Below are 23,017 nucleotides of genomic sequence, written 5' to 3'. Positions count from 1 at the left end.
ATAATTCATAATTCATAATTCATAATTCATAATTCTAAATCGTAAATTGCAACTTAGATTTTTAAAACTCAAAATATGCAAATCATCAAAACAGCTTTGTTGGCTTATGGCGGATCAGGAAAATTATTTCACGCTCCTTTTCTTAATGTTCATCATGGTTTTCAGTTAATCGGCGCTTGGGAAAGAAGTAAGAAAAACATTCAAAATGATTATCCAGATGCAAAAAGTTTTGATACTTTGGAAGAAGTTTTAGCAAGTGATGCAGAATTAATTATCGTCAATACGCCAATCTACACGCATTTCGAATATGCTAAAAAAGCTTTGGAAGCAGGTAAAAATGTTTTGGTAGAAAAGGCTTTTACAACAACGTCTGAGGAAGCAGAAATTTTGGATAAAATCGCAAAAGAAAAAAATCTAAAACTTTGTGTCTACCAAAATCGTCGTTGGGACAGTGATTTTTTAACGGTTCAGAAAGTTTTAAAAAGTGGAGAACTTGGCGAAATTTTGGAAGCCGAAATCCGATTCGAAAGATATAATCCTAACCTCAGCCCAAAAGCTTGGAAAGAAAAAAAACAACCGGGATCTGGAATTTTAATGGATCTTGGCGCCCATATTATCGATCAAGCTTTAGTGCTTTTTGGTTGGCCAGAAGCGGTTTTCGCAGATATTAGAAGTCTTCGTCCAAATACTGAAGTCAATGACTTTTTTGACATTCTTTTATATTATCCTGATAATCGCGTTCGATTAAAAGCGACTTTTTTTGCGAAAGAGCAACTTCCTGGTTATGTTTTGCAAGGTCGTAACGGAAGTTTTATCAAAATGCGTGGCGATGTACAAGAAGATGAATTAAAACTTGGAAAAATCCCAAATCGTGACACTTGGGGAACAGAAGATTCTAAAAACCAAGGTCTTATTAATGTTGGCGACAAGCGCGAAAAGCTAGAAACACTCCAAGGAAATTATCTGCATTTATTTGATGCGTTATATCGAAGCATCGTTATGGATGAGCCAGTTCCGGTTTCTGCAAGTGACGCTGTAAAAAGTTTAAAAATAATGGAAGCAGCAGAAGAAAGTTCAACAAAAGGAATTAAAATTCTCCTTTAATAAAGACGTAAAAAATCGAAAGTTAAAAAGCTTAAAATTGCTTATATTTACGATTCTAAAAAAATAAGTTCTATTATGTTAAAAGCTGGTCTTGTAGGCGCGGGACATTTAGGAAAAATCCACCTTAAACTTCTTAACCAATCCGAAAAATATGATTTGGTTGGTTTTTTTGACAACGATAAAGAAAACGGAAAAAAACTAGAAGCAGAATTCGGTTATAAATATTTTGACAATCTCGACGAATTGCTTTCTCAGATTGATATGTTGGATATTGTAACGCCGACTTTGTTTCATTACGAATATGCGCTAAAAGCGATTGAAAGTGGGAAACATTTCTTCATCGAAAAGCCTGTGACGCAGACTTTGGAACAAGCCGAAGAATTGATTAAACTTTCACAAGCTAAAAATCTAAAAGTCCAAGTTGGTCACGTAGAGCGCTACAATCCTGCATTTATTGCAACTAAAGACTATATTAAAAACCCAATGTTTATCGAGATCCATCGTTTGGCGGAGTTTAATCCTCGCGGAACGGATGTTTCTGTGGTGTTGGATTTGATGATTCATGATTTGGATATTTTGTTGAGTTTGGTAAAATCGCCTGTAAAAGATATCCACGCAAGTGGTGTTTGTGTGGTTTCTAAAACGCCAGATATTACCAACGCAAGAATTGAGTTTGAAAACGGTTGCGTTGCTAACCTTACAACTTCTAGAATTTCGATGAAAGCGATGCGTAAATCGAGATTCTTCCAGCAAGATGCTTATGTTTCTGTTGATTTTCTTGAAAAGAAAGCGGAAGTTATTCGTATGAAGGACGCTCCTGTCGATCCATCTCCTTTCGACATGATTATTGAAAATGCTGAAGGCGAAAAGAATCAGATTTTGTTTGAATACCCAAATATTCAACCTAATAATGCAATTTTGGATGAATTGGAAAGTCTTGCTGATGCAATTGAAAATAATGAGCCAATTCAGGTTTCGTTAGAAGATGGCACCGAAGCTTTGAAAGTTGCTTTAAAAATTATGGATTTGATTAGTAAGTAGTTGCTGGTTACTAGTTTTTAGTTTTTAGCAAAAATAATTCATAATTCATAATTCATAATTCATAATTCATAATTCATAATTTCATTAAATGAATCTTTCCAATAATTTAATACAAGACATCAAGCATCTTATTGCACAATCGAGAGAGCGGGCGGTTCGTGCAGTTGATTTTCAACGGACGGTTTTGTATTGGCATATTGGAGAAAGAATTTTCAACGAAGAGCAACAAGGAAAAGAGCGAGCAGATTACGGCAATTATGTCATCAAATACTTGTCGGAGCAACTTCAGCCAGAATTTGGAAGCGGTTTTTCTTACCGAAATTTACATTGGTACAGACAGTTTTATAGAACATTTCCAATTGTGAACTCACTGCGTTCACAATTGAGTTGGACACATTATCGCCTACTTTTACGCCTTGAAAACGAAGACAAAAGAGACTATTATATTGCTGAAACAGTCAAAAATAATTGGTCTGTTCGTCAAATGGAAAGGCAAATTAACAGCCAGCTTTTTGAAAGATTATTATTGAGCAACGACAAAGAAAGTGTTTTAGCAGTAGCGCGAAATGAGAAACTTCCCGTAACACCACAGGAAATCATCAAAGATCCAATGGTATTAGAATTTCTGGGGCTTCGCAGAGAATCAACATATTATGAAAAAGATTTAGAACAAGCCATTATTACTAATTTACAGGATTTTCTACTCGAACTTGGTAATGGTTTTTCTTTCGTAGCAAGACAAAAAAGAATTCATCTCGATGGCGATGATTTTTTTGTGGATTTGGTTTTTTACAACCGACTTTTACAATGTTTTGTTATTTTTGAAATCAAAACGCACAAGCTTAGTCACGAGGATTTAGGACAATTGCAAATGTATGTTAACTACTTCGACAGAGTTGAAAAAGTAGAACATGAAAAACCAACAATCGGTGTTTTGTTATGTGCAGATAAAAATAATGCAGTCGTGAAATTTTCGTTGCCCGAAAATAATAAAACAATCGTGGCAAGTCAATATGAGCTAATCTTACCAACCGAAGAACAATTGCTCACCGAAATAAAAAAAGAAATAGAAATATATAATACAAAATATACAGAATGAAAAACATAGTTGTTATCGGCGCAGGAACCATGGGAAATGGTATCGCACACACTTTTGCACAAACAGGTTTTAAAGTAAGTTTAGTTGACGTTTCGCAAGAAGCTTTAGACAGAGGAATTAAGACCATTACTACGAACCTTGACAGAATTATCGCAAAAGGTAACCTTACCGAAGAACAAAAAGCAGAAACATTAGGAAACATCACTACATTTACAGCTTTACAAGATGCTGCAAAAACGGCTGACCTTATCGTAGAAGCAGCGACAGAAAACCAAGATTTAAAACTAAAAATCTTCGGTCAAATGGATGAGTTTTCGCCTGAAAATTGCATCTTGGCTACCAACACATCTTCAATTTCTATTACTAAAATTGCTGCGGCAACAAAAAGACCAGACAAAGTAATCGGAATGCACTTTATGAATCCAGTTCCAATTATGAAATTGGTGGAAATCATCAAAGGTTATTCTACTTCTAAAGAAACTTTCGATACGATTTACGAAATGAGTAAAACTTTAGGAAAAGTTCCTGTGGAAGTAAACGATTATCCAGGTTTTGTAGCGAACAGAATCTTGATGCCGATGATTAACGAATCTATCGAAACATTATACAACGGCGTTGCAGGTGTTGAAGAAATAGATACGGTAATGAAATTAGGAATGGCACATCCAATGGGACCACTTCAGTTAGCAGATTTCATCGGACTTGATGTTTGTTTAGCAATCCTAAATGTAATGTACGACGGTTTCAAAAATCCTAAATACGCTCCAAACCCGTTATTAGTAAACATGGTAATGGCAGGAAAATTAGGTGTGAAATCTGGTGAAGGTTTCTACGACTATTCAGAATCTAAAAAAGCAGAAAAAGTTTCGAAAATGTTTTCGAAGTAGTTTTTAAAAATATTAGACTTAATGTTTAAAATAGAAAAAGACAAAAAACAATACTTCCTGTATTGTTTTTTGTTATTAATATTATTGATTCCGAATTTTGTAACAGCATTTTACGCTAGTGATTTGCAAGATAGTTTTGTCCTAAAATTATCGTATTTGCTATTTTCGATTTCAATTTGGCTTTTACCTTTAGCCATTATTAAACCTAAAATTTATTTTTCTATTTGTAGCATTTTCCTGCTTATTGCTCCGCTCGAAATTTCCTTTGTTAAAAGTGTTGGTCAGCCAATTTCGGACGGTTTTATAGAATCGCTTATCTACACAAACTACCGCGAAGCAACCGAACAATTGCCAGGACATTTGATAGAAATTGTTACATGTATTTTTATCATTATTATTTATTTTTTAATCTTAAGAAAAGCTCCAAATCTTAGAATACCAAAACGTGGTAAATTAATAATTGTCTCAATTTTTCTACTAGCGAACGTCGCTATTTTCGCAAAAATATACAAGATGACTTTTGCAATGAAATTCACACCAATCGGTGCTTTGCAATTTGCGTTAGAGTTTACGAGAACTAAGTACATAAAGACTTATCCAGCGAATTTATTTTTGAATACATTTACAGCTTACGAATCCATTTCTGAGTCAAAAGAATTCGAAAATAAACTTCAACATTTCTCTTTTAATGCCAAAATTGATGAGCATAAAAAAGAGTCTAAGCAGATTTTTATTTTGGTATTAGGAGAAACTGCAAGACAAGAAAATTTTGGATTATATGGCTATCATAGACCAACGACGCCAAAGCTTTCCAAAGAAAAAAATCTAGTAGCCTTTGACAACGTATATAGTGCAGCAACATTAACGATACAGTCTATTCCGCAGGTTATTACGCGCGCTAATCCGGACCACATCGATTTACAGTACAAAGAAAAAAATATTATTGACGCCTTTAAAGAAGCAGGCTTTTACACTGCATGGATCGATAATCAAAACATGTTGATTCCTATTACAAAAAGGATTAATAATATTGTTGATTTTCATTACAATACGAAAACCCAGAATGTACAAGATATGGAGGCTATTCCTATCATCAAGCAAGTTCTTAATAATACTGATAATAAGAAAGCATTAATCGTAATACATAGCATGGGAAGTCATTTTCGATATTCGAATAGATATCCCGATAGTTTTGACATCTATAAACCAAGCATTTCTAAAACTGGTTACGATAATATTAACATCAAAAACAAGGAAGCACTTGTCAATTCTTATGACAACAGCATTGTTTACACTGACCATTTTTTAGCTTCAATAATATCTTTATTAAATGATGAAAAAAGCGCTGAGTCTTGTATGTTGTATCTATCCGATCATGGCGAAAATCTTTATGACGATGGCAAAAAATTAATATTCCATGGTTCTATACAACCGAATATACACGAGTATCATATTCCGTATCTTGTGTGGACATCGGATTTTTACAACAAAGAAAATCCCAATATTGTTGAAAATTTAAGTAAAAACAAATCAAAAAAAGCGTCTTCAACTTCGACATTTTCTACATTTCTAAATATGGCCAATATCCGTTATGACAATTCGGATTCAGAGCAAATTAATAACTTAGCGTCTGACCAATACAACGAACCAAAAAACAGAAAAATCTTAACTGGTTCCGGAAAAGTAATAATAGTCGACTAATCAATCTACAACACCAATCCCTGTTATGGAACTCATTATCCTAATTGCATTAATATTACTGAATGGCGTTTTTGCAATGTCTGAAATGGCGTTGGTTTCTTCCAGAAAATTCAAGCTAGAAAGTTTGAAAAAGAAAGGAAGTCCAGCTGCTAAAACCGCTCTAAAATTAATGGACAACCCTACCCGATTTTTGTCAACAGTACAAATTGGGATTACGCTAATTGGTGTTTTGTTAGGTATTTTCAGTGGTGAAAGTATTACAAAAGATTTGAAAAATCTACTTCTAAAAGTGGATGTTCTTGCGCCTTACGCCAACCAAATTGCAGTTTCGGGAAGTGTAATTATCATCACTTATTTTTCTATTGTTGTTGGCGAATTATTCCCTAAAAGACTTGGGATGACTTTCCCAGAATCTATCGCTGTAATGTTAGCTAGACCAATGGATTTACTTTCTAAAATTGCTTCGCCATTCGTTTGGTTGTTATCCATTTCCAATGATTTTTTATCTAAAATATTTAGAATTGATGATAAAAACGACAACACGATTTCTGAGGAGGAAATAGTTTCTATGGTGAAAGAAAGTGCACAAGGTGGCGAAATCTTAAATATAGAACAAGACATTGTAGAACGTGTTTTTGAACTTGGCGACAGAAAAGCCAGCGCTTTGTACACGCCGAAAAGTGATATGATTATTTTTGACACTCAAGATTCTTGGGACGACATTCGGTACAAAATACAAGACGGAAAACATTCTGCATATCCCGTTTGCGAAAACAATAACGTAGATAATATTTTAGGAATTGTAATTTTAAAAGATTTATTTTTAGCCTCAAATACACCAGATTTTAAAGTGTCAAATTATATAAAAGAGCCTTTATATTTCAACGAAGCTGCAAAAGCTTATCAAGTCCTTAATCAGTTCAAAAAAACAAAAATCCATTACGGAATTGTAATCGACGAATACGGTAGCGTAAAAGGAATCATCACTTTAAATGACCTCATCGATGAGCTAGTTGGTGATACGATGCATGATGAAGAGAAAAATCCAGAGATTAAGAAAATAGATAACGACACTTGGATTGTAGATGCGGGAATGGATATTTATGACTTCCTAGATTATTTCAATAAAGAAGAGGAAGAAGAGCACATTAACAACCAATACAACACGGTGGCTGGTTACATTATCAACAATACCAACAATCTACCACAAGTGGATGACGAATTTGAAATAAAAGACCTAAAATACACCATTTTGGAAAAAAACGGACAACGTATTTCTAAGATTAAGATTGAAAAATAAGCATGAATTTCTCAACAAAACTATATAACCCAAAGCTTACCAAGTGTATTAATATTTTCTTGATTATTGCGACTTATGCAATGATTGTCGTTCGATTTTTATTGAATGAAAAAGGTCGTGTCAATCCAGATTCGATTCGATATATGCGACAGGCGCACATGTTGCCAGTTATAGACAATACAACAGCGCCATTAGGCTATCCTTTTGGGATTTGGTTGTTCACTAATTTTGGCTTGGACGAATTCTGGAGTAGTAAAGTAGTTGGTCTTTTAGCCTACACTGCAATGTTGGTATTCGCTTGGAAAAAAGATTTCTACTTCAAAGAAATCTCGATGATTTCGGCGCTTTTTAGTTTTGTATCGGTGTTTTCTTATACCATGAGCGAAGCACCAATTTTGCCATTTGTCTTTTTCCTTTTTTATTATTCTAAACAAGTTATAGCCGAAAATTTTAAAGGCTTAAAAGCTGTTTTGATACTGAGTTTGTTCTTGATTATTTGTTACAATATCAGATATAGCGCTTTGTTTTTGATGGCTGGTTTGGGTTGGTTTGGTTTACTGAAAATAAAAACAACTTATGGTAAATACTTTGTTTTATCGGCACTTTTTGGAATTTTGTTTGTGGTGCTTTTCAAGTTTTTGTATGTCGATTATTTTAATGAAGATTATGTCAAAGATTTTCTAAACATTGGACTAAAACCAACTTCTAAACTTCTAACCGAACTATGGCAAGGCCTTGCCACGACTTTTGATCCTTTTGTACATATTGCGGATCCGTCTGGCGGCATTGTCAATTATGGGATCTATGGTATTGGCTTAATCAACATTGGTGTTATTTTATATTTCGTTATTAAAACAAAACATTCGGATTTTGATTTGTTATTACTTTGGACAGGATTTGTTGGTATTGCTTGTTCTTATTTTGTACAATATTTTTATTCGGTTAACGCAATAGATTATCGATTGTTAGCGCCTTTTAGTCTTCCGATTTGGATGTATTATTTCCGAAGATTAGGGACGGTTTTTGGGAATTTGACTTACCTAATTCCGTTAGGAAGTTTGTTAACGGGATTTGCATTTACATGGTTATCAAAAGGAAATTATTTGGAAAACCGTGAAGAAATACAAACTTTTCTAAAAAACGAAAATAAAGAAACAGGAACGATAAAATTTTGGTTAAAATCTGAAGAAGATCTCGGAAATGTACGATCTGCAGAAATTATTAGTACGGTTAATCCGATGATTTATACTACTTTTTCGGCGAAAGACACTTTGGATCCAAAAGTCTTAACGCCTTATCGTGTTGATTCTAAACTAAAAATAAAGAGAAACCAGTTTCAGAAGTTTGATAAGAAATAGTTTGTCGATTTCAAAAAATATGATTTTCTCCGAAATCTGAATTTTCGGTTTTCGGAATAAGATTTTTTGTTATCTTTGATGCAAGGATTGAGTCTTTGGACTAAGAACTGAGGATGCTTATCGATAGCCCCGATTGGCGTGGAAATCCTTTTTGCGAGAGGCTTTGCCGAGCAAAAAGATTGTAACAAAAAGCGGGACAAATTGTCTAAAGTATGAGAAAATTGACTTGCTCCTAAAAAAAATTATTAGAAACTATTAAATTTTATAGATATGACTTTACCTAAGTTTTTATTAGCAGACAACACAGATTTCCCAGAAGATCTTTTTGTAGTACATACAGAATATCCTCGTTTTATCCTTAACGTTGAAGAGGAAGAAGTTGAGTGGTTGGATGATCTAGAAGGTGATGACGAAGAAACTTTGGCTAATGAGGCTACTAAAGTAGTTGAAGAGGCTTTCAAATTCTGCGATGCTGAGTTAGCAAAATACGATGACGAAGAAGAAGAGTAATCTAAATCGATATTAAAAAATGAAAACGGAACCCAAAATTGAGTTCCGTTTTTTTATTATTTTTTGTTGAATTTTAGCAACAATAGATTGTCTTTGTACAGCTCTAGACTTTCGCCATTTACGACATATCTGTTAGCTTGTTGTAGCATGTTAAGAAATCCTGTCTCAACACTCATATTCATACAAGCTTTTCTTGTAGATCCTACCTCGCTTGCTGCAAATGTACCTGCTTTGGCATCGATAGCAACGTTGTTAGAAAAATAATTGTTACATCCTGTGTTACCCGTAATTTTGCCTGCTTCTACAACCAAAGTCGGCTGCTCGGTGCTTACTTGCTCTGCCAAAACCCAAGAGCTGCCTTCTAATGCAACTTGGTTTCCACCCTTCTTAACAGAATAATTAGACGCGGCACATGATGCCAACATAACAGCTGCTGATATTGTAAGAAATAAATGTTTCATAATCTTAAATTTTTATGATGAGCAATGTCTTGCTTTTCTTTTTCAAAGATAAAATTAATTTTTAAAAAAATTAAACATTGTAATAAAAAGAGGCACCAAATCTACTATATGGTGCCTTTATTATTTTCAAAAAAGAACTAATTACCAAATTTTAACTCTTTCTTCTGGTTTTTTGTATAATTTGTCGAAAGCTTTAACGTCGAAAGCTTTGTAGAAAGCATCTGTGTTCACCGACGGTCCAAAACTTACTAAAAAAAGATTTTTTTGTAAGGATTAAAAATTATTGCTTAATAATCTTATGTGTGTATTGGGAACCGTTTGCATCTTTAAGAATCAAATAGTATATACCTACCTTCAAATTACTTATATTAATTTTTTCGATACGAATATGTTCATTTTGCAGCACCAATTTTCCATCTTCTGTTATAATTTGATAACTTTTAATATTTTGATTTTTTGATTGAACGAATACCTCATTCACTACAGGATTAGGGTATACAGATGTTTTTAACTGCTGTCCTAAATTTTCATTTGTTGACAATGAAAAGTCAATATTATTAAATCCTGCCATTACAATATCTGATGTCCCTGCTGGTCCTAGATTATTAAAAATAGGTGTATTAGTATAAAGGTATTTTGTTGCCTTAGAAGTACCAACCATTACATAGGACTGATCGTCTAATTGTATCACTGAATTAGCATAACTATCATCATTCCCTTTAAAAAAAATTCTTCCCAATAAATCCCCATTCCAATTAAGTCTAGCAAATGAAAAGGCATATCTAGCCGATCCTGCAGTGACATATTCATTATTAGAATTTATCATAAAGTCATACAAATTATCATTCCCATTATATGTATCATTAGTCATATTAGTGGTAAGAACCTTTATCCACATTTGATTGCCTAAGCTGTTATACTTTGCCACAAATGGTCTTAATAATGTACCTCCCGCATTTCCAGCAATTGCAAAAGTACCATCATCATTCGCTACGATATGACTTGCTTTATAGTACGAAGCATCATTTCCAAAAGAGGAAGTCCATATAACATCTCCTGAAAAGTTAATTTTAGCAATCTGTGTAGCATATTTATATCCACTAAAATCCAATGTACCTACTAGTAAAAAGCCGTCAGATATTGCTACAACATCATTATAAACTAAAGTACCTCCAATAGTTGTACTTTTATAAAATTTAGAATCAATCCAGTTACAGTTTTTGTCTGTAAACAATAAATAAGATTTTTCATCAATATAGGTAGTTAAAACGTAGCCTGTTGGAAAACTATCTATAGAATAAACTTCTCGGTCATAAGAAACTGGTGGAAGATCAAACCTTTTTTTATTCAATAAATTACCTTGTTGATCTAATTTAACAACCCATATTGACCTACCCGACGAAACGGACTCTAGAAAATCGCCATCATTCGAGTAAGAGTATAATACCATTACTAAATTTCCATCATCATCAACTATAACATTTTTGGAATAAGAAATCCCTTCATCCTTTGATCCTCCAATGTTTTTTTGCCACTCAACATTACTATTATCATCAAGCTTAATAACTTGTATGTCATCAGAAGAATTACTTACAACTCCTACTACAAAAAAACCATTATTCTTAATCTTTTTTAGAAAGTAACCATTGTCATTTTTGATTCCTCCAAATGATTTCGTCCATGTAAATTGTTGTGAGAATAGAAAACCACAAGAAAATAATACTACTAATAAAACTAGTTTCTTCATAATTAGATTTATTTATTTTTCAAATATAACAAAAAAACCACCCTAAAAAGAGTGGTTTTTTATTAATAAAAAGAACTAATTACCAAATTCTAATTCTTTCTTCTGGCTTTTTGTAAAGCTTATCACCTTCTTTAACATCGAAAGCTTTGTAGAATGCATCGGTATTAACCAACGGTCCAAAACTTCTGAAATACCCTGGAGAGTGCGGATCAGTTTTAACTTGGTTAATCATATACTTCTCGCTAGATAAAGTTCTCCAAACGGTTGCCCAGCTCAAGAAGAATCTTTGATCTTGCGTGAAATCGCTAATTTTACCAGGATTTCCTTTATCTTTAAGATACATTTGCAAAGCGTCGAAAGCGATATTAACACCTCCTAAATCTGCGATGTTTTCACCATTTGTGAAAGTTCCGTTTACGAAAGTTCCTTTTACTGGCTCATACTTGTCATATTGCGCTGCTAAAGCTTTTGTCGCTTTCTCGAAGTTCGCTTTGTCAGCTGGTGTCCACCAATCTACCAAGTTTCCATCTGCATCGAATTGCGCTCCAGAATCATCGAATCCGTGTGTGATTTCGTGACCGATAACTGCTCCAATTCCTCCGAAGTTAACGGCAGCATCAGCATTTGGATTGAAGAAAGGCGGTTGAAGAATAGCCGCTGGGAAAACGATTTCGTTATTTAATGGGTTATAGTAAGCGTTTACCGTTTGTGGCGTCATTCCCCATTCTGACTTATCAACTGGTTTTCCGATTTTATCTAAATCTCTTTGATATTGCCACTCTGTTACATTTTGTAAGTTGCTGTACAAGGTTCCACCTTCCGAACCAGCAGTAATATCTAGTTTAGAATAATCTTTCCATTTATCAGGATAAGCTACTTTAACCGTGAATTTATTTAACTTCTCTAAAGCTTTTACTTTAGTTGTTGATGACATCCACTTAAGATCGTTGATGTGTACCGCAAAACTTTTCTTTAGATAGTCGATAAGTTCAACCATTTGCGCTTTTGCAGACGCTGGGAAGTATTTATCAACATATAATTTACCAAAAGCTTCACCCAACACACCGTTAATTAATTGATAACCTCTCTTGTTAAGCGCTCTTTGCTCTTGTTGTCCACTTAGATATTTACCATAAAAGGCAAAACGTTTTTCGTCCAAATCTTTAGTTAAGTAACTTGCACTACCATTAATCATATGGAACTTAAGATAATCCTTAACTAATGGAAGATTTTTAGCATTAAATAATTTATCAAAATTTTTGTAATAGCCAATCTCTCCAATTATAGCTTTATCTGTGCTAACGCCCACACTTTTAAGATAAGCAGGAAGGTCAACATTTTTAACTAATGACTTTAGCTCGGCCATTGTTTTTGGATTATATTGCAAAGTTGCATCACGAATCTGCTCGTTAGTTAAATAGGTATTTGCAATTTGTTTTTCAAAAGCAACAATACTTTTCGCTGTAGTTGCTGAGTTTTTATAACCCAAAACATCTAGCATCGAAGCTACATATTTTTGATATTCAGCAATCGTTTCAGTATTTTTTTCATTAACTTTTTGATAGTAATCTCTTCCCAACCCTAATGAAGCGTCACCTAAATAGACAGCATTCATTTTAGAATCTTTAAGGTCAGCATCGATACCCCAACCATAAAGTGTATTCTCACCATCTTTAGTCACAGATATCAAATAAGATTGTAGATCAGCCATATTTTTGATAGCATCAATTCTATCCAAATTAGCTTGGATTGGCTTAATACCGTCCGCGTTACGCTTATCCATATCCATGTAAGTACCATAAAGATCTTGGATTTTTTTACCTTCGCTACCCGCTGCAAATTTATCCTTCAAAAGTGAATTCAAAATCGTCATTGAGTTGTTATCAGTATCTTCAGCAAGTTTATTAAAACTTCCCCAAGTTGGTTTATCTGCAGGGATTTTGGCAGTTTTCATCCAAGTTCCACTAACGTAATTGTAGAAGTCATCTTGAGGACGAACAGATTTGTCCATTAGACTAATGTCAAGTCCATTCTCTTTTGGTATTGTTGGCGTTGTTTTCACCTCTGTTACAGTTGTAGTTGTACTTTCTGTTTTGGTTGTAGCAGTCTTTGTAGAACCGCAAGAATTAAGAAATACTAAACCCGAAAAAGCTAGTATCCCAATATTGAGTTTTTTCATTTAATATAATTTGTTCAAATATGTCGTTATTTTTTTGTTTTTGTTACGGAATCAAATGTATTTATTTTTGAAATATTTTTGGATGTTTTGATTGAAATTTATTCTTGAAGTTGATTTAAAGGAAATCAAGCTAAGTCACCAAAATTTAATTCTTGCTCGAAGTCACAAAACCATCATCAGTTCGAATAGGTTTAAAAAAATCACATCGAGAACTTCTATGAAAAACTTCTCGATACGCTGCGCTACTCGAACGGACGCTTCGTTTCAACCTCAAAAAAAACGAGAAACCACCTTCATGATTTCTCGTTTTATATTTAAAATCCTATTGAGGATTGGTGGCAATATCTTTTACGTTTCCTGTTCGTTTTAGGAAGCCCCAAGTCTGTAATTCGCCTTGTAAAGCTTTGCGCAAACTTCGGAACAAAACGATGTACATCAACCATCTATAACCAAATCTTTGCGGAATAATGTAAAATAAATCTGTCCATTTTTCCTTTTGCATAAAGAATGCGATAAAGGCTAAAGCTGCATCCACAACCAAAAATAATAAATAATAGGTGAAAATCTTGCTGCCATTTCCTGACAAAATTCCAAAAAACATAATTAAGTCTGCCAATGGTGAGAAAAACGGAATAATATATTGGAACAACAAAATATTCGGCATCGCCCAAAGTCCCAAACCTTTGTATTTTGGATTTAGGAAAGTTTGACGTTGTTTCCAGAACATTTGCATAATGCCATAAGTCCAACGGAAACGCTGTTTCAAAAATTGTTTTACACTTTCTGGCGCTTCGGTAATTGCAACGGCTTTATTTTCGTTGGCAATAGTGTAACCGTTTTTTAAAATTTTAACCGTTAAATCGCAATCTTCCGCCAAAGTATCCGACGAATAACCGCCAACTTCATCAATCACAGATTTTCTGAAAGCACCAATCGCACCTGGAATTACCGTAATCGCATTGATGTTAGCATAAGCCAATCTATCGAAATTTTGACTCGTTGTATATTCAATCGATTGCCATCTCGTCAACCAATTGACGCGGTTTCCGACTTTTACATTTCCTGCAACAGCAGCGATGTTTTCGTCTTCTTTAGCATTTAAAAAACGAGCGATTAAATATTTTACAGCATCTTGCTCCAATTTGGTGTCCGCATCGATGCAAACAACATATTCGGCGTCAGTTTGCAAAATTCCATAGTTGAGTGCAGTTGCTTTTCCGCCATTTATTTTAGTTAAGATTTTAAGTTTAGATTCACTGGAAAAAGCGTCTTTCACCTTTTCCAAAGTCGCATCTTTACTACCATCATCTACAAAAACAATATCAAAATTAGGATAAGTTTGATTCAATAAATTTCGAAGTGACGAAACAATATTCACTTCTTCATTATAGGCAGGAACGATAATCGAAACTTTAGGATAAGTCTCTAAAATTGGGAATCCACCAAGTTTTTTTTCTTTTTTATGTTCACGAATTGCCCAATAAAGCATGAGCAATAATCGGATGATTCCAAGGCCTATGAAAATTGCAAATAATGCCACCAAGAAATGACTTACACCATAAATAACGGTTGCCAAAACCAAGTTAAGTTGCATAATATAATAAGCTTTTGTTTTTGGAACTTCGGGCATTAATTCGCTTTTACTTTTATGCAAAATACTTTCAAGATTCGTGAAATGATAGCCTTGTTTTTGCAGCATCGGAATTAAAATTTTCAAAGCTTTCACCGTTTCTGCGCGCGAATCACCACCAGCGTCATGAAGCAAAATAATGTTTCCACGTTCTCTTTTTAAACCATCCAAAACTCGGGCAACAATTTGGTCGGCTTTTACGCCTACTTCCCAATCTTCGGGGTCGATATTTTCGCCGATATCCAAATAATTTTGTTGTCTTGCCAAAGCCACAGGAATAATTTCCTCGGGCGTTGTAGGCTCGGAATCCGCATTATAAGGCGCACGGAACAAAATCGTGCTATGTCCAGTCACACATTCTATAAGAAGTCGTGTAAGTTTCAATTCCATTAAAGCGCGTTCTGGGGCGACTTTTGCAATATTTTCGTGTGTGAAAGTGTGGTTTCCGATTTCGTGACCTTCTTTGTAAATACGTTTTACGAGTGGCAAATTTTTCTCAGCATTAATTCCGACCAAAAAGAAAGCTGCTGGAACATGATATTTTGATAAAACATCCAAAATTTGTGGCGTATAAGTCTCATCTGGACCATCATCAAAGGTTAAAACCAGTTGCTTTTGTGGCGCTGCTCCATATTTTTTAACCTCGTAAGAACTTGGATAAGTCACATAATTTTCATCCGTGATAATTTGTTCGTTGGGGTCAACTTCTAACTTAATTTTACCATCGTGTGGTGTATTCAAAACATCCAAAACCTCGCCGTCTCCGATGTAATCGACCATGGTTTGACCTTTTACATTTTGAAGTTTTTGAACATTAAATTTCTGAATTCCGTCATAAGTTAAATCTTGATTATAATACAACCAAGTTCTGCTGTCTTCACTTCCCAAACGCCACAAAGCCGTACCTGCCAACGGATATTCCGAAGCGAAACGCATGGTATTAAACAACGACGCTGCGTCATTAAAATAAACGGTATGCGTATTTTTTTGACTGTCCTGATAAGAATAATTAAGATTAAAAGTATTATCATCAAAATTGATAGAAGCCTTACTGGCATTGGCTTTTGTAATGGCTTGCATGTAAGTTACTGACGTATTTTGGTCTTTGTTAGAACTCCAATCGTAACCATAAGCTCCAAGCCCCAAAATCACTTTTTGAGGACTTGTTTTTTTAATCATTTTGTCAGTTTGAGCTTCAATCCATTTTTGAGAAGAAACTGGACCAGCATCGCTATCCGATGAATATTCGTCGTAAGCCATCAACACAAAATAATCTACATAAGGATCGAGTTTTTGAATGTTATAATCGTCGTTGTCGGTCATGACATCCATCGTAATCAAGAGGTTATTTTTCTTGAAAACCGTACTCAAATCCTTCATAAAGTCCACTAAAACTTGGTCGGAACTAAGATTTAAGTCCTCGAAGTCGATGTTTATTCCTTTGAAATTATTTTTTACACATTGGGTCGCAACTTTATCAATTAAAGCCATGCGTTTTACAGGATCGCCCAAAATTTTTCCAATCCCTTCTGAATGGAATTCCTGATTGGAGTTATTACTCAAAATTGGCATCGCAGCGACACCAGTTCTTTTAATGATTTTGTAACCTTCGGGGTCCATTTGTGTTTTTAAATCGCCTGTTTTAGCATCAATAAAAAACCATTCTGGAAAGACAAGATTTAGGTTTTTGATATTTCTTTTTAGCGACATCAAAGATTGCGGATCCCACGCTACATAGAACGCAGAGCGAATTCCTGCAGGAAATTGATACCAATTTTTACTTTGATTTTTTACACGATCTTCTCTAGCTTTTGTGATTTTTTCTTCATTGGTTTTCATCCCTTTCGCATGAATAAAACTTCTAAAACCTTGATATTCTTTAGAAATTTTGTTCTCTTGCAAAAAAGGTTTATTAGCCGAAATTACAGCTTTGAAATCTTCACGAAAAGGAAGTTGGGGATTTTTATCTAACTTCATCATTAGCGCTAAAGCCCCGAAAAGTAGCACGATACAGAAGATAATGATACGACTACTCCACTTTACATTTCTCCAACGTTTTGTATTTTCCGTTTGAAAAATTTGTCTTGATTTTTCCACTTTCTACTCTCTTTTTTCTGATGTGCAAAGATTTACAAGAACCATGAAAAACAACTTAATTTGAACTTAAAATAAAATTAAATTTTAACAAAAAACTCGCTTCCCAAAATTGAAAAGCGAGTTAATATTTTTGTTGTGAAAAGCAATTTATTTCACAGCTGCATCGTAACGTTTTGAGATCTCGTCCCAATTAACAACGCTCCATAAAGCCGTTAAATAATCTGCACGTTTGTTTTGATATTTTAAATAATAAGCATGTTCCCAAACATCAATTGCAAAAATTGGTGTTCCTTTCACTTCCGCAACATCCATCAACGGATTATCTTGATTCGCAGTTGATGTAATTGCTAATTTTTTGTCTGGTGTAACGATTAACCAAGCCCATCCAGAACCAAATCTGTCAGCTCCAGCCTTTGCAATCTTCTCTTTAAACGCGTCCATACTTCCAAAATTATCTGTAATTGCTTTTGCTAATTTTGCAGACGCTTTTGTGTCTTTTTTCGGTGTTAAAACAGTCCAAAATAACTCGTGGTTATAGTGTCCGCCTGCATTATTTCTTACCGCTGGCGACTCTTTAGAAATATGAGAAAGAATAGTGAAAAGACTTTCCTTTTCCATCGACGTTCCCGCAATCGCCTTGTTAAGATTTGCGGTATATCCAGCCGCATGTTTGCTGTAATGAATTTCCATGGTTTGTGCATCCACAGCAGCTTCTAGAGCATTATACGCATAAGGAAGTGGCGCCTGTTTAAATTGCGCCGACATAAAACTTGAAGCCATCAAGAAACCGATAGCTGCTATTTTCAATATTTTCATTTTTAAAATTTTCGATTAAACATTAATTTAATTGTCTTAAAGATACTTTATTCATACCTTAAACAAAGTATCATTAACATTAATTAACGCCTATTTTAGAAGTTTTTTGATGTCTTCAATCAAAAGTTCACGGTCGGGATGATATTTTCCAACTAAACTGCTTTTGGTTCCCGCTTCATCTTCGTAATTAAGCCCAGAATAATACAAAATCGGCATGCCATCTTTCCCAAAACGACAACGGATGTTGCCGTCTTTATCTACCAAAGCGATTTCACCGCTATGGTTTAGACTTTCCGCTTTATCATTTTGGTCTCCAACGTAAATATCAAATTTCTTGGCAATGTCACCAATGTAAGTTCGATCACCCGTCAAAAAATGCCAATTCGGAGATTTTGCACCGATTTTTTTAGCATGCTCTTTCAGCATTTCTGGCGTATCATTTTCGGGATCGATACTTATGGAGATTATTCCAAAATTTGGATCGTTGATTTCTTCTTCAATGTGACGCATATTAGAATTCATCACAGGACAAATCGTTGGACAGCGACTAAAGAAAAACTCCACCAAATAGACTTTCCCGAGCATGTCTTTGCTGGTAATTGTTTTGTTATTTTGGTCTTTTAAAGAAAATTCGGGGACTTTCATCACTGTAAAAAGCGATGAATTCATGTATTGTCGAACACCAAAAACCAAAGCAGCAATCAGTAGAATTACCAAAATGGGAATCCATATTTTTTTTGATTTTGACTGAATGTTTTCGGTTGTTGACATTTTATTTTAAATAAGAATCTGGATTTTTTTTGAATTCATCTTTACACATCGAACTACAAAAACCATAAACCTGACCTTTATAAGTCAAGGTATCACTAAGATGTTCAGCGGTTTTCATGTGGCAAACAGGATCTTCATCATTTACCACTTTTGCCGAGATTTTAAATCCAGATTCCATTTCGGAAACGTGTTTAACTTCAAGATTTTTCTTTTCACAAGAAACCATTGCAAAAATGGTAGCTCCAATTAAAACTAAATTTTTCATAATTGAATTTAAAAACCTATCAAAGCTACAAAAGAAAATATTGATGTGAGAATTTCTTATAATGAGAATTATCAATGATTCTGCACCAACATCGCCACCAAATCTTGCAAAATACGTTGCGCAACGAAATTCATAAAATCTGTTCGTTCCATATAAGGCAAATATAAATGTGAAGCTTTTTCAATATCATGGATTCGAATTGAGTAAAAAACCGTTCCGACATCTTTGCCATCTTCGCCTTTGCTCGGTCCAGCAACGCCAGTTGTAGAAAGACAAATATTTGTTCCGAAAAGCTTTTGTCCACCTCGAGCCATTTCCAAAGCGACTTCTTCGCTTACGACAGTATGTTCAGCAACCGTTTCTTTCGAAACTTTTAGAATATCAATTTTCTTTTGGGTTGCATAAGTAACAATTCCGCCAAGAAAGTATTTAGAACTTCCCGAAACCGAAGTAATCAGTTTTGAAATCTCGCCACCTGTACAACTTTCCGTTGTTGAAATACTAAGTTTTCGATCTGTTAAAATTTCGCCTAAAATTTTTTCGATTTTATCTTCATAAGTGGCAATTACATTTTCACCAATAATTTTTAATAAAAATTGAATTTGCGTTTCAACATCATTTTCTAATTGCGAAAAATCCTTTCCAGAAGCTGTGATTCTTAATTTCACGCGGTTTCCGATTGGTAAATAAGACAACGAAATATGTGATGGCAAATGATCTTCCCAGTCTGCGATTCGTTCAGCCAAAATACTTTCGGGAACGTTGACCACTGAAACAATTCTGGTAAAAATAGAATCGAGCTCGAATTTTTCTTTTAAATAAGGAAGAATCTTGTCTTTTATCAAAGGTTTTACTTCGTAAGGAACGCCAGGCAACGAGAAAACCAATTTTCCGTTTTGCTCAATCATTTGGCAAGGCGCCGTTCCGAAATCGTTTTGAAAAACTATAGCTTTCGACAAAACGTCAGCTTGACTTTTATTTAATTCCAACAAATCTTGTCGATTTCTGGAAATCAAATAATCTGACAAATGCTTAAATGTTTTTTCATCCGAAATTAATTCATCATCAAAAAACTCAAGAAAAGCTTTCTTGGTTTTATCGTCTCTGGTCGGTCCCAATCCGCCCGTTGTTATCACCAAATCTCCTAAATCAAAAGCGTCTTTTAACGTAGATTTAATCACTTCTATTTCATCCGAAATCGTGAAAATTTGTTTTACAGAAATCCCGATGGATTTTAGTTCTGTTGCAATAAAGTTGGAATTGGTGTCAATTGTGTTTCCAGAAAGGATTTCATCGCCGATGGTGATGAGAATGGCGTTTTTCATACTTGAAATTTACGGAACAAATGTCGGTAAAAGTCCGCAATTCTTTTTAAATTTAATAAAGTTTAAAACAAATTTAAGATTGTTCATCTTCCATCCTTTGTTTAATTAAAAAAAATAAAAATATGCCTTGGAATCCTGACGTTTATAATCAATTTAAAAATATTAGATACAAACCGTTTTTTGATTTGATGGACATGATCGAAGATAAAAATAATATGAGCGCCATCGATTTGGGTTGCGGAACTGGTGAACAAACGTCGATTCTTGCGGAAAAATTTTCGACGTCCAAATTCTTAGGAATTGACTCATCACCCGAAATGCTAGAACAGTCGAAAGTTTTTAAAAAAGAAAATTTAAATTTTAAAATATCAACAACCGAAGCGATTATCAAAGATGATAAAACTTGGGATTTAATCTTTAGTAATGCGGCTTTGCAGTGGTCGGACAATCATAAAAAATTGTTTCCAAAAATTATTTCTAAACTAAATAAAGCTGGACAATTGGCCGTGCAAATGCCTTATCAACCCGAAAATAAACTTAACCAAATCCTTTTTGACTTGGCGGAAGAGCAACCTTACAAATCCCAACTTAATAATTGGAATCGCAAATCGGCGGTTTTAAGCATTGATGAATACGCGCAAATCTTTTTTGAAAACGGATTGTCCGATTTGAATTTATCGCTCAGAATCTACCCGATTATCGCTGAAAGTCATGATCAGCTTTTTGATTTTATATCTGGTTCTGCTTTAATTCCGTATTTAGAAAATATGAATGAAGCGCATCACGAGGATTTTATCCGAGAATTTAAAAATCGAATCGCCGACAATTTCCCAAAATTACCAGCGATCTATGCTTTTAAAAGACTTTTGCTTTATGGAAAGAAATCTTAGTTTGTTATTCGTTTTAGATTTAATAAAGATGAAAAAAGAACTCCTAGAAACATACTTGGGATTATAGTTACTATTAAATTTCCAATTCCAAGATTAAAGGATAAATAGCTTAATCTTACTAAAATTACGATAATGCTAACCACAAAAGCAGCAAACCAAAATCCGACATTAAAGAACATCGAATTGCTTTTACCCAAAGGTTTTTTGAAAATGTAAAACATTATTATCATCGCGCCAACAAAGGTGCTTACATGTTGTAAAATTTTAAAAACAGGAATTCTAAAGCTCCCAACTTTTAAAACTTCTTGTAAAAAAGGAATTTTCTCAACAAAAAAGCCTGTATCATGCGTAAAACTATCCCAAAATATATGGCTGAAAGCGCCTATAATTATTGAAAGCATTATTAAAAACCAGTTTTTTTTAAAATAGTCGTTCCAGCTAAAATCTATCACATAGTTAAACCTAGAATTAAGAAAGCTAGGTAAATTACGAATTAGCGCATCTCTGATAATATTATGATAAAGAAAACAGAGTAAAAGTGAAATCATCAAATCAAAATAGAAAATACCTGCGAAGGTATGTCCATGTTGATTTTCTAAATTCATTTTCAAAAAATATTCAAAATCTGGAGACATACTGCCAACAACTAAACCTGTTGTCGAAAACCATCTTTTAAAAGGGAGAGTTATTGCTGGATGCGAGAATGTAAATGGCATAGATAATATTCCTTATTAAATAAAATCACTATCTAAGCATAAGCTTTTTTAAAATCGCTTAAAAGTTCGTCAAGTTTGTGGCGTTCTACGAAGACTTTTTTCTCTTCGTTATAACGTGGCGATTTGTAAGTCACTTCATGAAAAGACATACTGCCATTACCAACTTTTTGGATTTTAAGAACCTGAATACCCAATTTTTCTAATTCTTGTTTAAATTCTTGAAACTCGTCTTCGATACTGAACATATTAATAATTTGTGTAAAAATAAAAAAAGCATCCATAACCCAATTGTTATAGATGCTTTTTCTTACTAACTAAAATTTTTAATCTTAATCGACAATTTCATATTCGATTGGAAGATGACCTGCTGATAGGCTACCAATCTCTTCAAAGGCTGCTCTCGACATATCAAACGCTCTACCTTTTGTAAAAGGACCTCTATCATTAATTCTTACCACTACGCTTTTACCATTACGAAGATTCGTAATTTTCACCTTTGTCCCAAATGGGATTGTTCTGTTAGCAGCTGTAAGGTCGTCGTTATCGAAAATCTCACCGCTTGCTGTTTTTCTACCTTCAAACTTATCGTGGTAGTACGATGCAAAACTTGTTTTAGCATCTGTGGCATCACTCTTGTAAGTAAAAGAGAAAATACCAAGTGTTGAAATCATCATTATGATTACTAGAATGAATCTTTTCATCATGTTGAACATTTTTTTATTTGTTTTGACTCCGCAAAGTTATCTCGAAATGACCTCAAGCAGCAAATTCGAGGGCGACAAGTCTTAAAATTATGTTAAAATTAAATTAACACAAGCTCTAAGTCTTTTATTTACAGTCATTTTCAAAGATTGTTAAAGAATGTTAATTTTATCTTGATTTTGTTAATTTTTAAAAGAAAATTTAATATTAAGAAAAGCTTAAAATCTGCTTAAAGCATTGATAAATAAGGCTTTTTAATATTTATTATGAATTTCATAATTTTAAACATATAATAAATCTGAAGCTGTTTTATAAAAAATTCAAAAATTAAAATAGATGAAAATATTATCATATTCGTAAAAATAATATCAAATAACAATCAATACTTTAAAATATTAAAATTTACAAACATTTAAAA

The 23,017-nt window shown here is 33.9% G+C and carries 20 protein-coding genes; 9 read left to right on the top strand and 11 right to left on the bottom strand.

Annotation, left to right across the window (positions count from 1 at the left end; all coding sequences use genetic code 11):
• Window positions 1-75 precede the first annotated feature (75 nt).
• The 8 genes from B5X62_RS07745 (at window position 76) to B5X62_RS07710 (ending at window position 9,000) form a co-directional block, all read left to right on the top strand.
• Window positions 76-1,104: a Gfo/Idh/MocA family oxidoreductase gene (locus B5X62_RS07745; RefSeq protein WP_079666848.1), complete on the top strand. Its 1,029-nt coding sequence runs from the start codon at window positions 76-78 to the stop codon at window positions 1,102-1,104.
• A 75-nt stretch (window positions 1,105-1,179) separates the two neighbouring features.
• The gene (locus B5X62_RS07740; protein ID WP_079666847.1) at window positions 1,180-2,145 is read left to right on the top strand and encodes a Gfo/Idh/MocA family protein; all 966 of its coding nucleotides are present in this window, start codon (window positions 1,180-1,182) and stop codon (window positions 2,143-2,145) included.
• An 88-nt stretch (window positions 2,146-2,233) separates the two neighbouring features.
• On the top strand, window positions 2,234-3,244 hold the full coding sequence (locus B5X62_RS07735; protein ID WP_079666846.1) for a PDDEXK nuclease domain-containing protein: 1,011 nt from the start codon (window positions 2,234-2,236) through the stop codon (window positions 3,242-3,244).
• A complete protein-coding gene (locus tag B5X62_RS07730; protein ID WP_079666845.1) occupies window positions 3,241-4,131 on the top strand; it encodes a 3-hydroxybutyryl-CoA dehydrogenase in 891 nt (296 codons plus the stop codon). Before B5X62_RS07735 ends, B5X62_RS07730 begins: the two co-directional genes overlap by 4 nt.
• A 21-nt stretch (window positions 4,132-4,152) precedes the next feature.
• Window positions 4,153-5,832 carry a phosphoethanolamine transferase gene (locus B5X62_RS07725; protein ID WP_079666844.1) on the top strand — a complete coding sequence of 560 codons (1,680 nt, stop codon included), beginning with the start codon at window positions 4,153-4,155 and terminating at the stop codon, window positions 5,830-5,832.
• A gap of 25 nt (window positions 5,833-5,857) precedes the next feature.
• Complete coding sequence (locus B5X62_RS07720; RefSeq protein WP_079666843.1) at window positions 5,858-7,132, top strand: hemolysin family protein; 1,275 nt, start codon at window positions 5,858-5,860, stop codon at window positions 7,130-7,132.
• A gap of 2 nt (window positions 7,133-7,134) precedes the next feature.
• Entirely contained in the window at window positions 7,135-8,490 is a 1,356-nt protein-coding gene (locus tag B5X62_RS07715) for a hypothetical protein (protein WP_079666842.1), read from the top strand.
• Between the two features lie 270 nt (window positions 8,491-8,760).
• Window positions 8,761-9,000 carry a hypothetical protein gene (locus B5X62_RS07710; RefSeq protein WP_079666841.1) on the top strand — a complete coding sequence of 80 codons (240 nt, stop codon included), beginning with the start codon at window positions 8,761-8,763 and terminating at the stop codon, window positions 8,998-9,000.
• Window positions 9,001-9,056: 56 nt separating this feature from the next.
• On the opposite strand, the gene B5X62_RS07705 is transcribed toward B5X62_RS07710, so the two are convergent.
• The 8 genes from B5X62_RS07705 to B5X62_RS07670 form a co-directional block, all read right to left on the bottom strand.
• Window positions 9,057-9,461, bottom strand: coding sequence for an META domain-containing protein (locus B5X62_RS07705; protein WP_079666840.1), 405 nt, complete (start codon window positions 9,459-9,461; stop codon window positions 9,057-9,059).
• A 280-nt stretch (window positions 9,462-9,741) separates the two neighbouring features.
• Entirely contained in the window at window positions 9,742-11,208 is a 1,467-nt protein-coding gene (locus B5X62_RS07700) for a T9SS type A sorting domain-containing protein (protein WP_079666839.1), read from the bottom strand.
• 79 nt (window positions 11,209-11,287) lie between these two features.
• Window positions 11,288-13,387, bottom strand: a complete 2,100-nt coding sequence (locus B5X62_RS07695) for a M13 family metallopeptidase (protein ID WP_079666838.1) — start codon at window positions 13,385-13,387, stop codon at window positions 11,288-11,290.
• A gap of 322 nt (window positions 13,388-13,709) precedes the next feature.
• The gene (locus tag B5X62_RS07690) at window positions 13,710-17,114 is read right to left on the bottom strand and encodes a polysaccharide deacetylase family protein (RefSeq protein ID WP_079666837.1); all 3,405 of its coding nucleotides are present in this window, start codon (window positions 17,112-17,114) and stop codon (window positions 13,710-13,712) included.
• 147 nt (window positions 17,115-17,261) lie between these two features.
• On the bottom strand, window positions 17,262-17,930 hold the full coding sequence (locus B5X62_RS07685; RefSeq protein WP_079666836.1) for a superoxide dismutase: 669 nt from the start codon (window positions 17,928-17,930) through the stop codon (window positions 17,262-17,264).
• A 90-nt stretch (window positions 17,931-18,020) separates the two neighbouring features.
• Complete coding sequence (locus B5X62_RS07680; protein WP_079666835.1) at window positions 18,021-18,701, bottom strand: SCO family protein; 681 nt, start codon at window positions 18,699-18,701, stop codon at window positions 18,021-18,023.
• 1 nt (window position 18,702) lies between these two features.
• Entirely contained in the window at window positions 18,703-18,966 is a 264-nt protein-coding gene (locus tag B5X62_RS07675; protein WP_079666834.1) for a YHS domain-containing protein, read from the bottom strand.
• A gap of 71 nt (window positions 18,967-19,037) precedes the next feature.
• On the bottom strand, window positions 19,038-20,291 hold the full coding sequence (locus B5X62_RS07670) for a CinA family nicotinamide mononucleotide deamidase-related protein (protein WP_079666833.1): 1,254 nt from the start codon (window positions 20,289-20,291) through the stop codon (window positions 19,038-19,040).
• A 122-nt stretch (window positions 20,292-20,413) separates the two neighbouring features.
• Here B5X62_RS07670 and B5X62_RS07665 point away from each other — a divergent pair, with 122 nt between their 5' ends.
• Entirely contained in the window at window positions 20,414-21,181 is a 768-nt protein-coding gene (locus tag B5X62_RS07665; protein WP_079666832.1) for a methyltransferase domain-containing protein, read from the top strand.
• Here B5X62_RS07665 and B5X62_RS07660 read toward each other — a convergent pair.
• From B5X62_RS07660 to B5X62_RS07650, 3 genes are read right to left on the bottom strand one after another with little or no spacing between them, the layout of a single operon-like run.
• Window positions 21,178-21,897 carry a DUF4184 family protein gene (locus B5X62_RS07660; protein WP_079666831.1) on the bottom strand — a complete coding sequence of 240 codons (720 nt, stop codon included), beginning with the start codon at window positions 21,895-21,897 and terminating at the stop codon, window positions 21,178-21,180. The genes B5X62_RS07665 and B5X62_RS07660 overlap by 4 nt on opposite strands.
• Window positions 21,898-21,929: 32 nt before the next feature.
• Window positions 21,930-22,178, bottom strand: a complete 249-nt coding sequence (locus B5X62_RS07655) for a hypothetical protein (protein WP_245797171.1) — start codon at window positions 22,176-22,178, stop codon at window positions 21,930-21,932.
• Window positions 22,179-22,226: 48 nt separating this feature from the next.
• Window positions 22,227-22,601 carry a septal ring lytic transglycosylase RlpA family protein gene (locus tag B5X62_RS07650; RefSeq protein ID WP_079666931.1) on the bottom strand — a complete coding sequence of 125 codons (375 nt, stop codon included), beginning with the start codon at window positions 22,599-22,601 and terminating at the stop codon, window positions 22,227-22,229.
• Window positions 22,602-23,017 lie beyond the last annotated feature (416 nt).

This window comes from Soonwooa buanensis, assembly GCF_900167905.1.
Lineage (GTDB): Bacteria > Bacteroidota > Bacteroidia > Flavobacteriales > Weeksellaceae > Soonwooa > Soonwooa buanensis.
The sequence above is the reverse complement of the archived record's forward strand: the minus strand, read 5'-3'. Positions and strand labels throughout refer to the sequence as shown.

What these genes read in the sequence shown, in the direction of transcription:
- B5X62_RS07745 (WP_079666848.1), top strand. Translation starts at nt 76, where the DNA reads ATGCAAATCATCAAAACAGCTTTGTTGGCTTATGGCGGATCAGGAAAA.
- B5X62_RS07740 (WP_079666847.1), top strand. Translation starts at nt 1,180, where the DNA reads ATGTTAAAAGCTGGTCTTGTAGGCGCGGGACATTTAGGAAAAATCCAC.
- B5X62_RS07735 (WP_079666846.1), top strand. Translation starts at nt 2,234, where the DNA reads ATGAATCTTTCCAATAATTTAATACAAGACATCAAGCATCTTATTGCA.
- B5X62_RS07730 (WP_079666845.1), top strand. Translation starts at nt 3,241, where the DNA reads ATGAAAAACATAGTTGTTATCGGCGCAGGAACCATGGGAAATGGTATC.
- B5X62_RS07725 (WP_079666844.1), top strand. Translation starts at nt 4,153, where the DNA reads ATGTTTAAAATAGAAAAAGACAAAAAACAATACTTCCTGTATTGTTTT.
- B5X62_RS07720 (WP_079666843.1), top strand. Translation starts at nt 5,858, where the DNA reads ATGGAACTCATTATCCTAATTGCATTAATATTACTGAATGGCGTTTTT.
- B5X62_RS07715 (WP_079666842.1), top strand. Translation starts at nt 7,135, where the DNA reads ATGAATTTCTCAACAAAACTATATAACCCAAAGCTTACCAAGTGTATT.
- B5X62_RS07710 (WP_079666841.1), top strand. Translation starts at nt 8,761, where the DNA reads ATGACTTTACCTAAGTTTTTATTAGCAGACAACACAGATTTCCCAGAA.
- B5X62_RS07705 (WP_079666840.1), bottom strand. Translation starts at nt 9,461, where the DNA reads ATGAAACATTTATTTCTTACAATATCAGCAGCTGTTATGTTGGCATCA.
- B5X62_RS07700 (WP_079666839.1), bottom strand. Translation starts at nt 11,208, where the DNA reads ATGAAGAAACTAGTTTTATTAGTAGTATTATTTTCTTGTGGTTTTCTA.
- B5X62_RS07695 (WP_079666838.1), bottom strand. Translation starts at nt 13,387, where the DNA reads ATGAAAAAACTCAATATTGGGATACTAGCTTTTTCGGGTTTAGTATTT.
- B5X62_RS07685 (WP_079666836.1), bottom strand. Translation starts at nt 17,930, where the DNA reads ATGAAAATATTGAAAATAGCAGCTATCGGTTTCTTGATGGCTTCAAGT.
- B5X62_RS07680 (WP_079666835.1), bottom strand. Translation starts at nt 18,701, where the DNA reads ATGTCAACAACCGAAAACATTCAGTCAAAATCAAAAAAAATATGGATT.
- B5X62_RS07675 (WP_079666834.1), bottom strand. Translation starts at nt 18,966, where the DNA reads ATGAAAAATTTAGTTTTAATTGGAGCTACCATTTTTGCAATGGTTTCT.
- B5X62_RS07670 (WP_079666833.1), bottom strand. Translation starts at nt 20,291, where the DNA reads ATGAAAAACGCCATTCTCATCACCATCGGCGATGAAATCCTTTCTGGA.
- B5X62_RS07665 (WP_079666832.1), top strand. Translation starts at nt 20,414, where the DNA reads ATGCCTTGGAATCCTGACGTTTATAATCAATTTAAAAATATTAGATAC.
- B5X62_RS07660 (WP_079666831.1), bottom strand. Translation starts at nt 21,897, where the DNA reads ATGCCATTTACATTCTCGCATCCAGCAATAACTCTCCCTTTTAAAAGA.
- B5X62_RS07655 (WP_245797171.1), bottom strand. Translation starts at nt 22,178, where the DNA reads ATGGATGCTTTTTTTATTTTTACACAAATTATTAATATGTTCAGTATC.
- B5X62_RS07650 (WP_079666931.1), bottom strand. Translation starts at nt 22,601, where the DNA reads ATGATGAAAAGATTCATTCTAGTAATCATAATGATGATTTCAACACTT.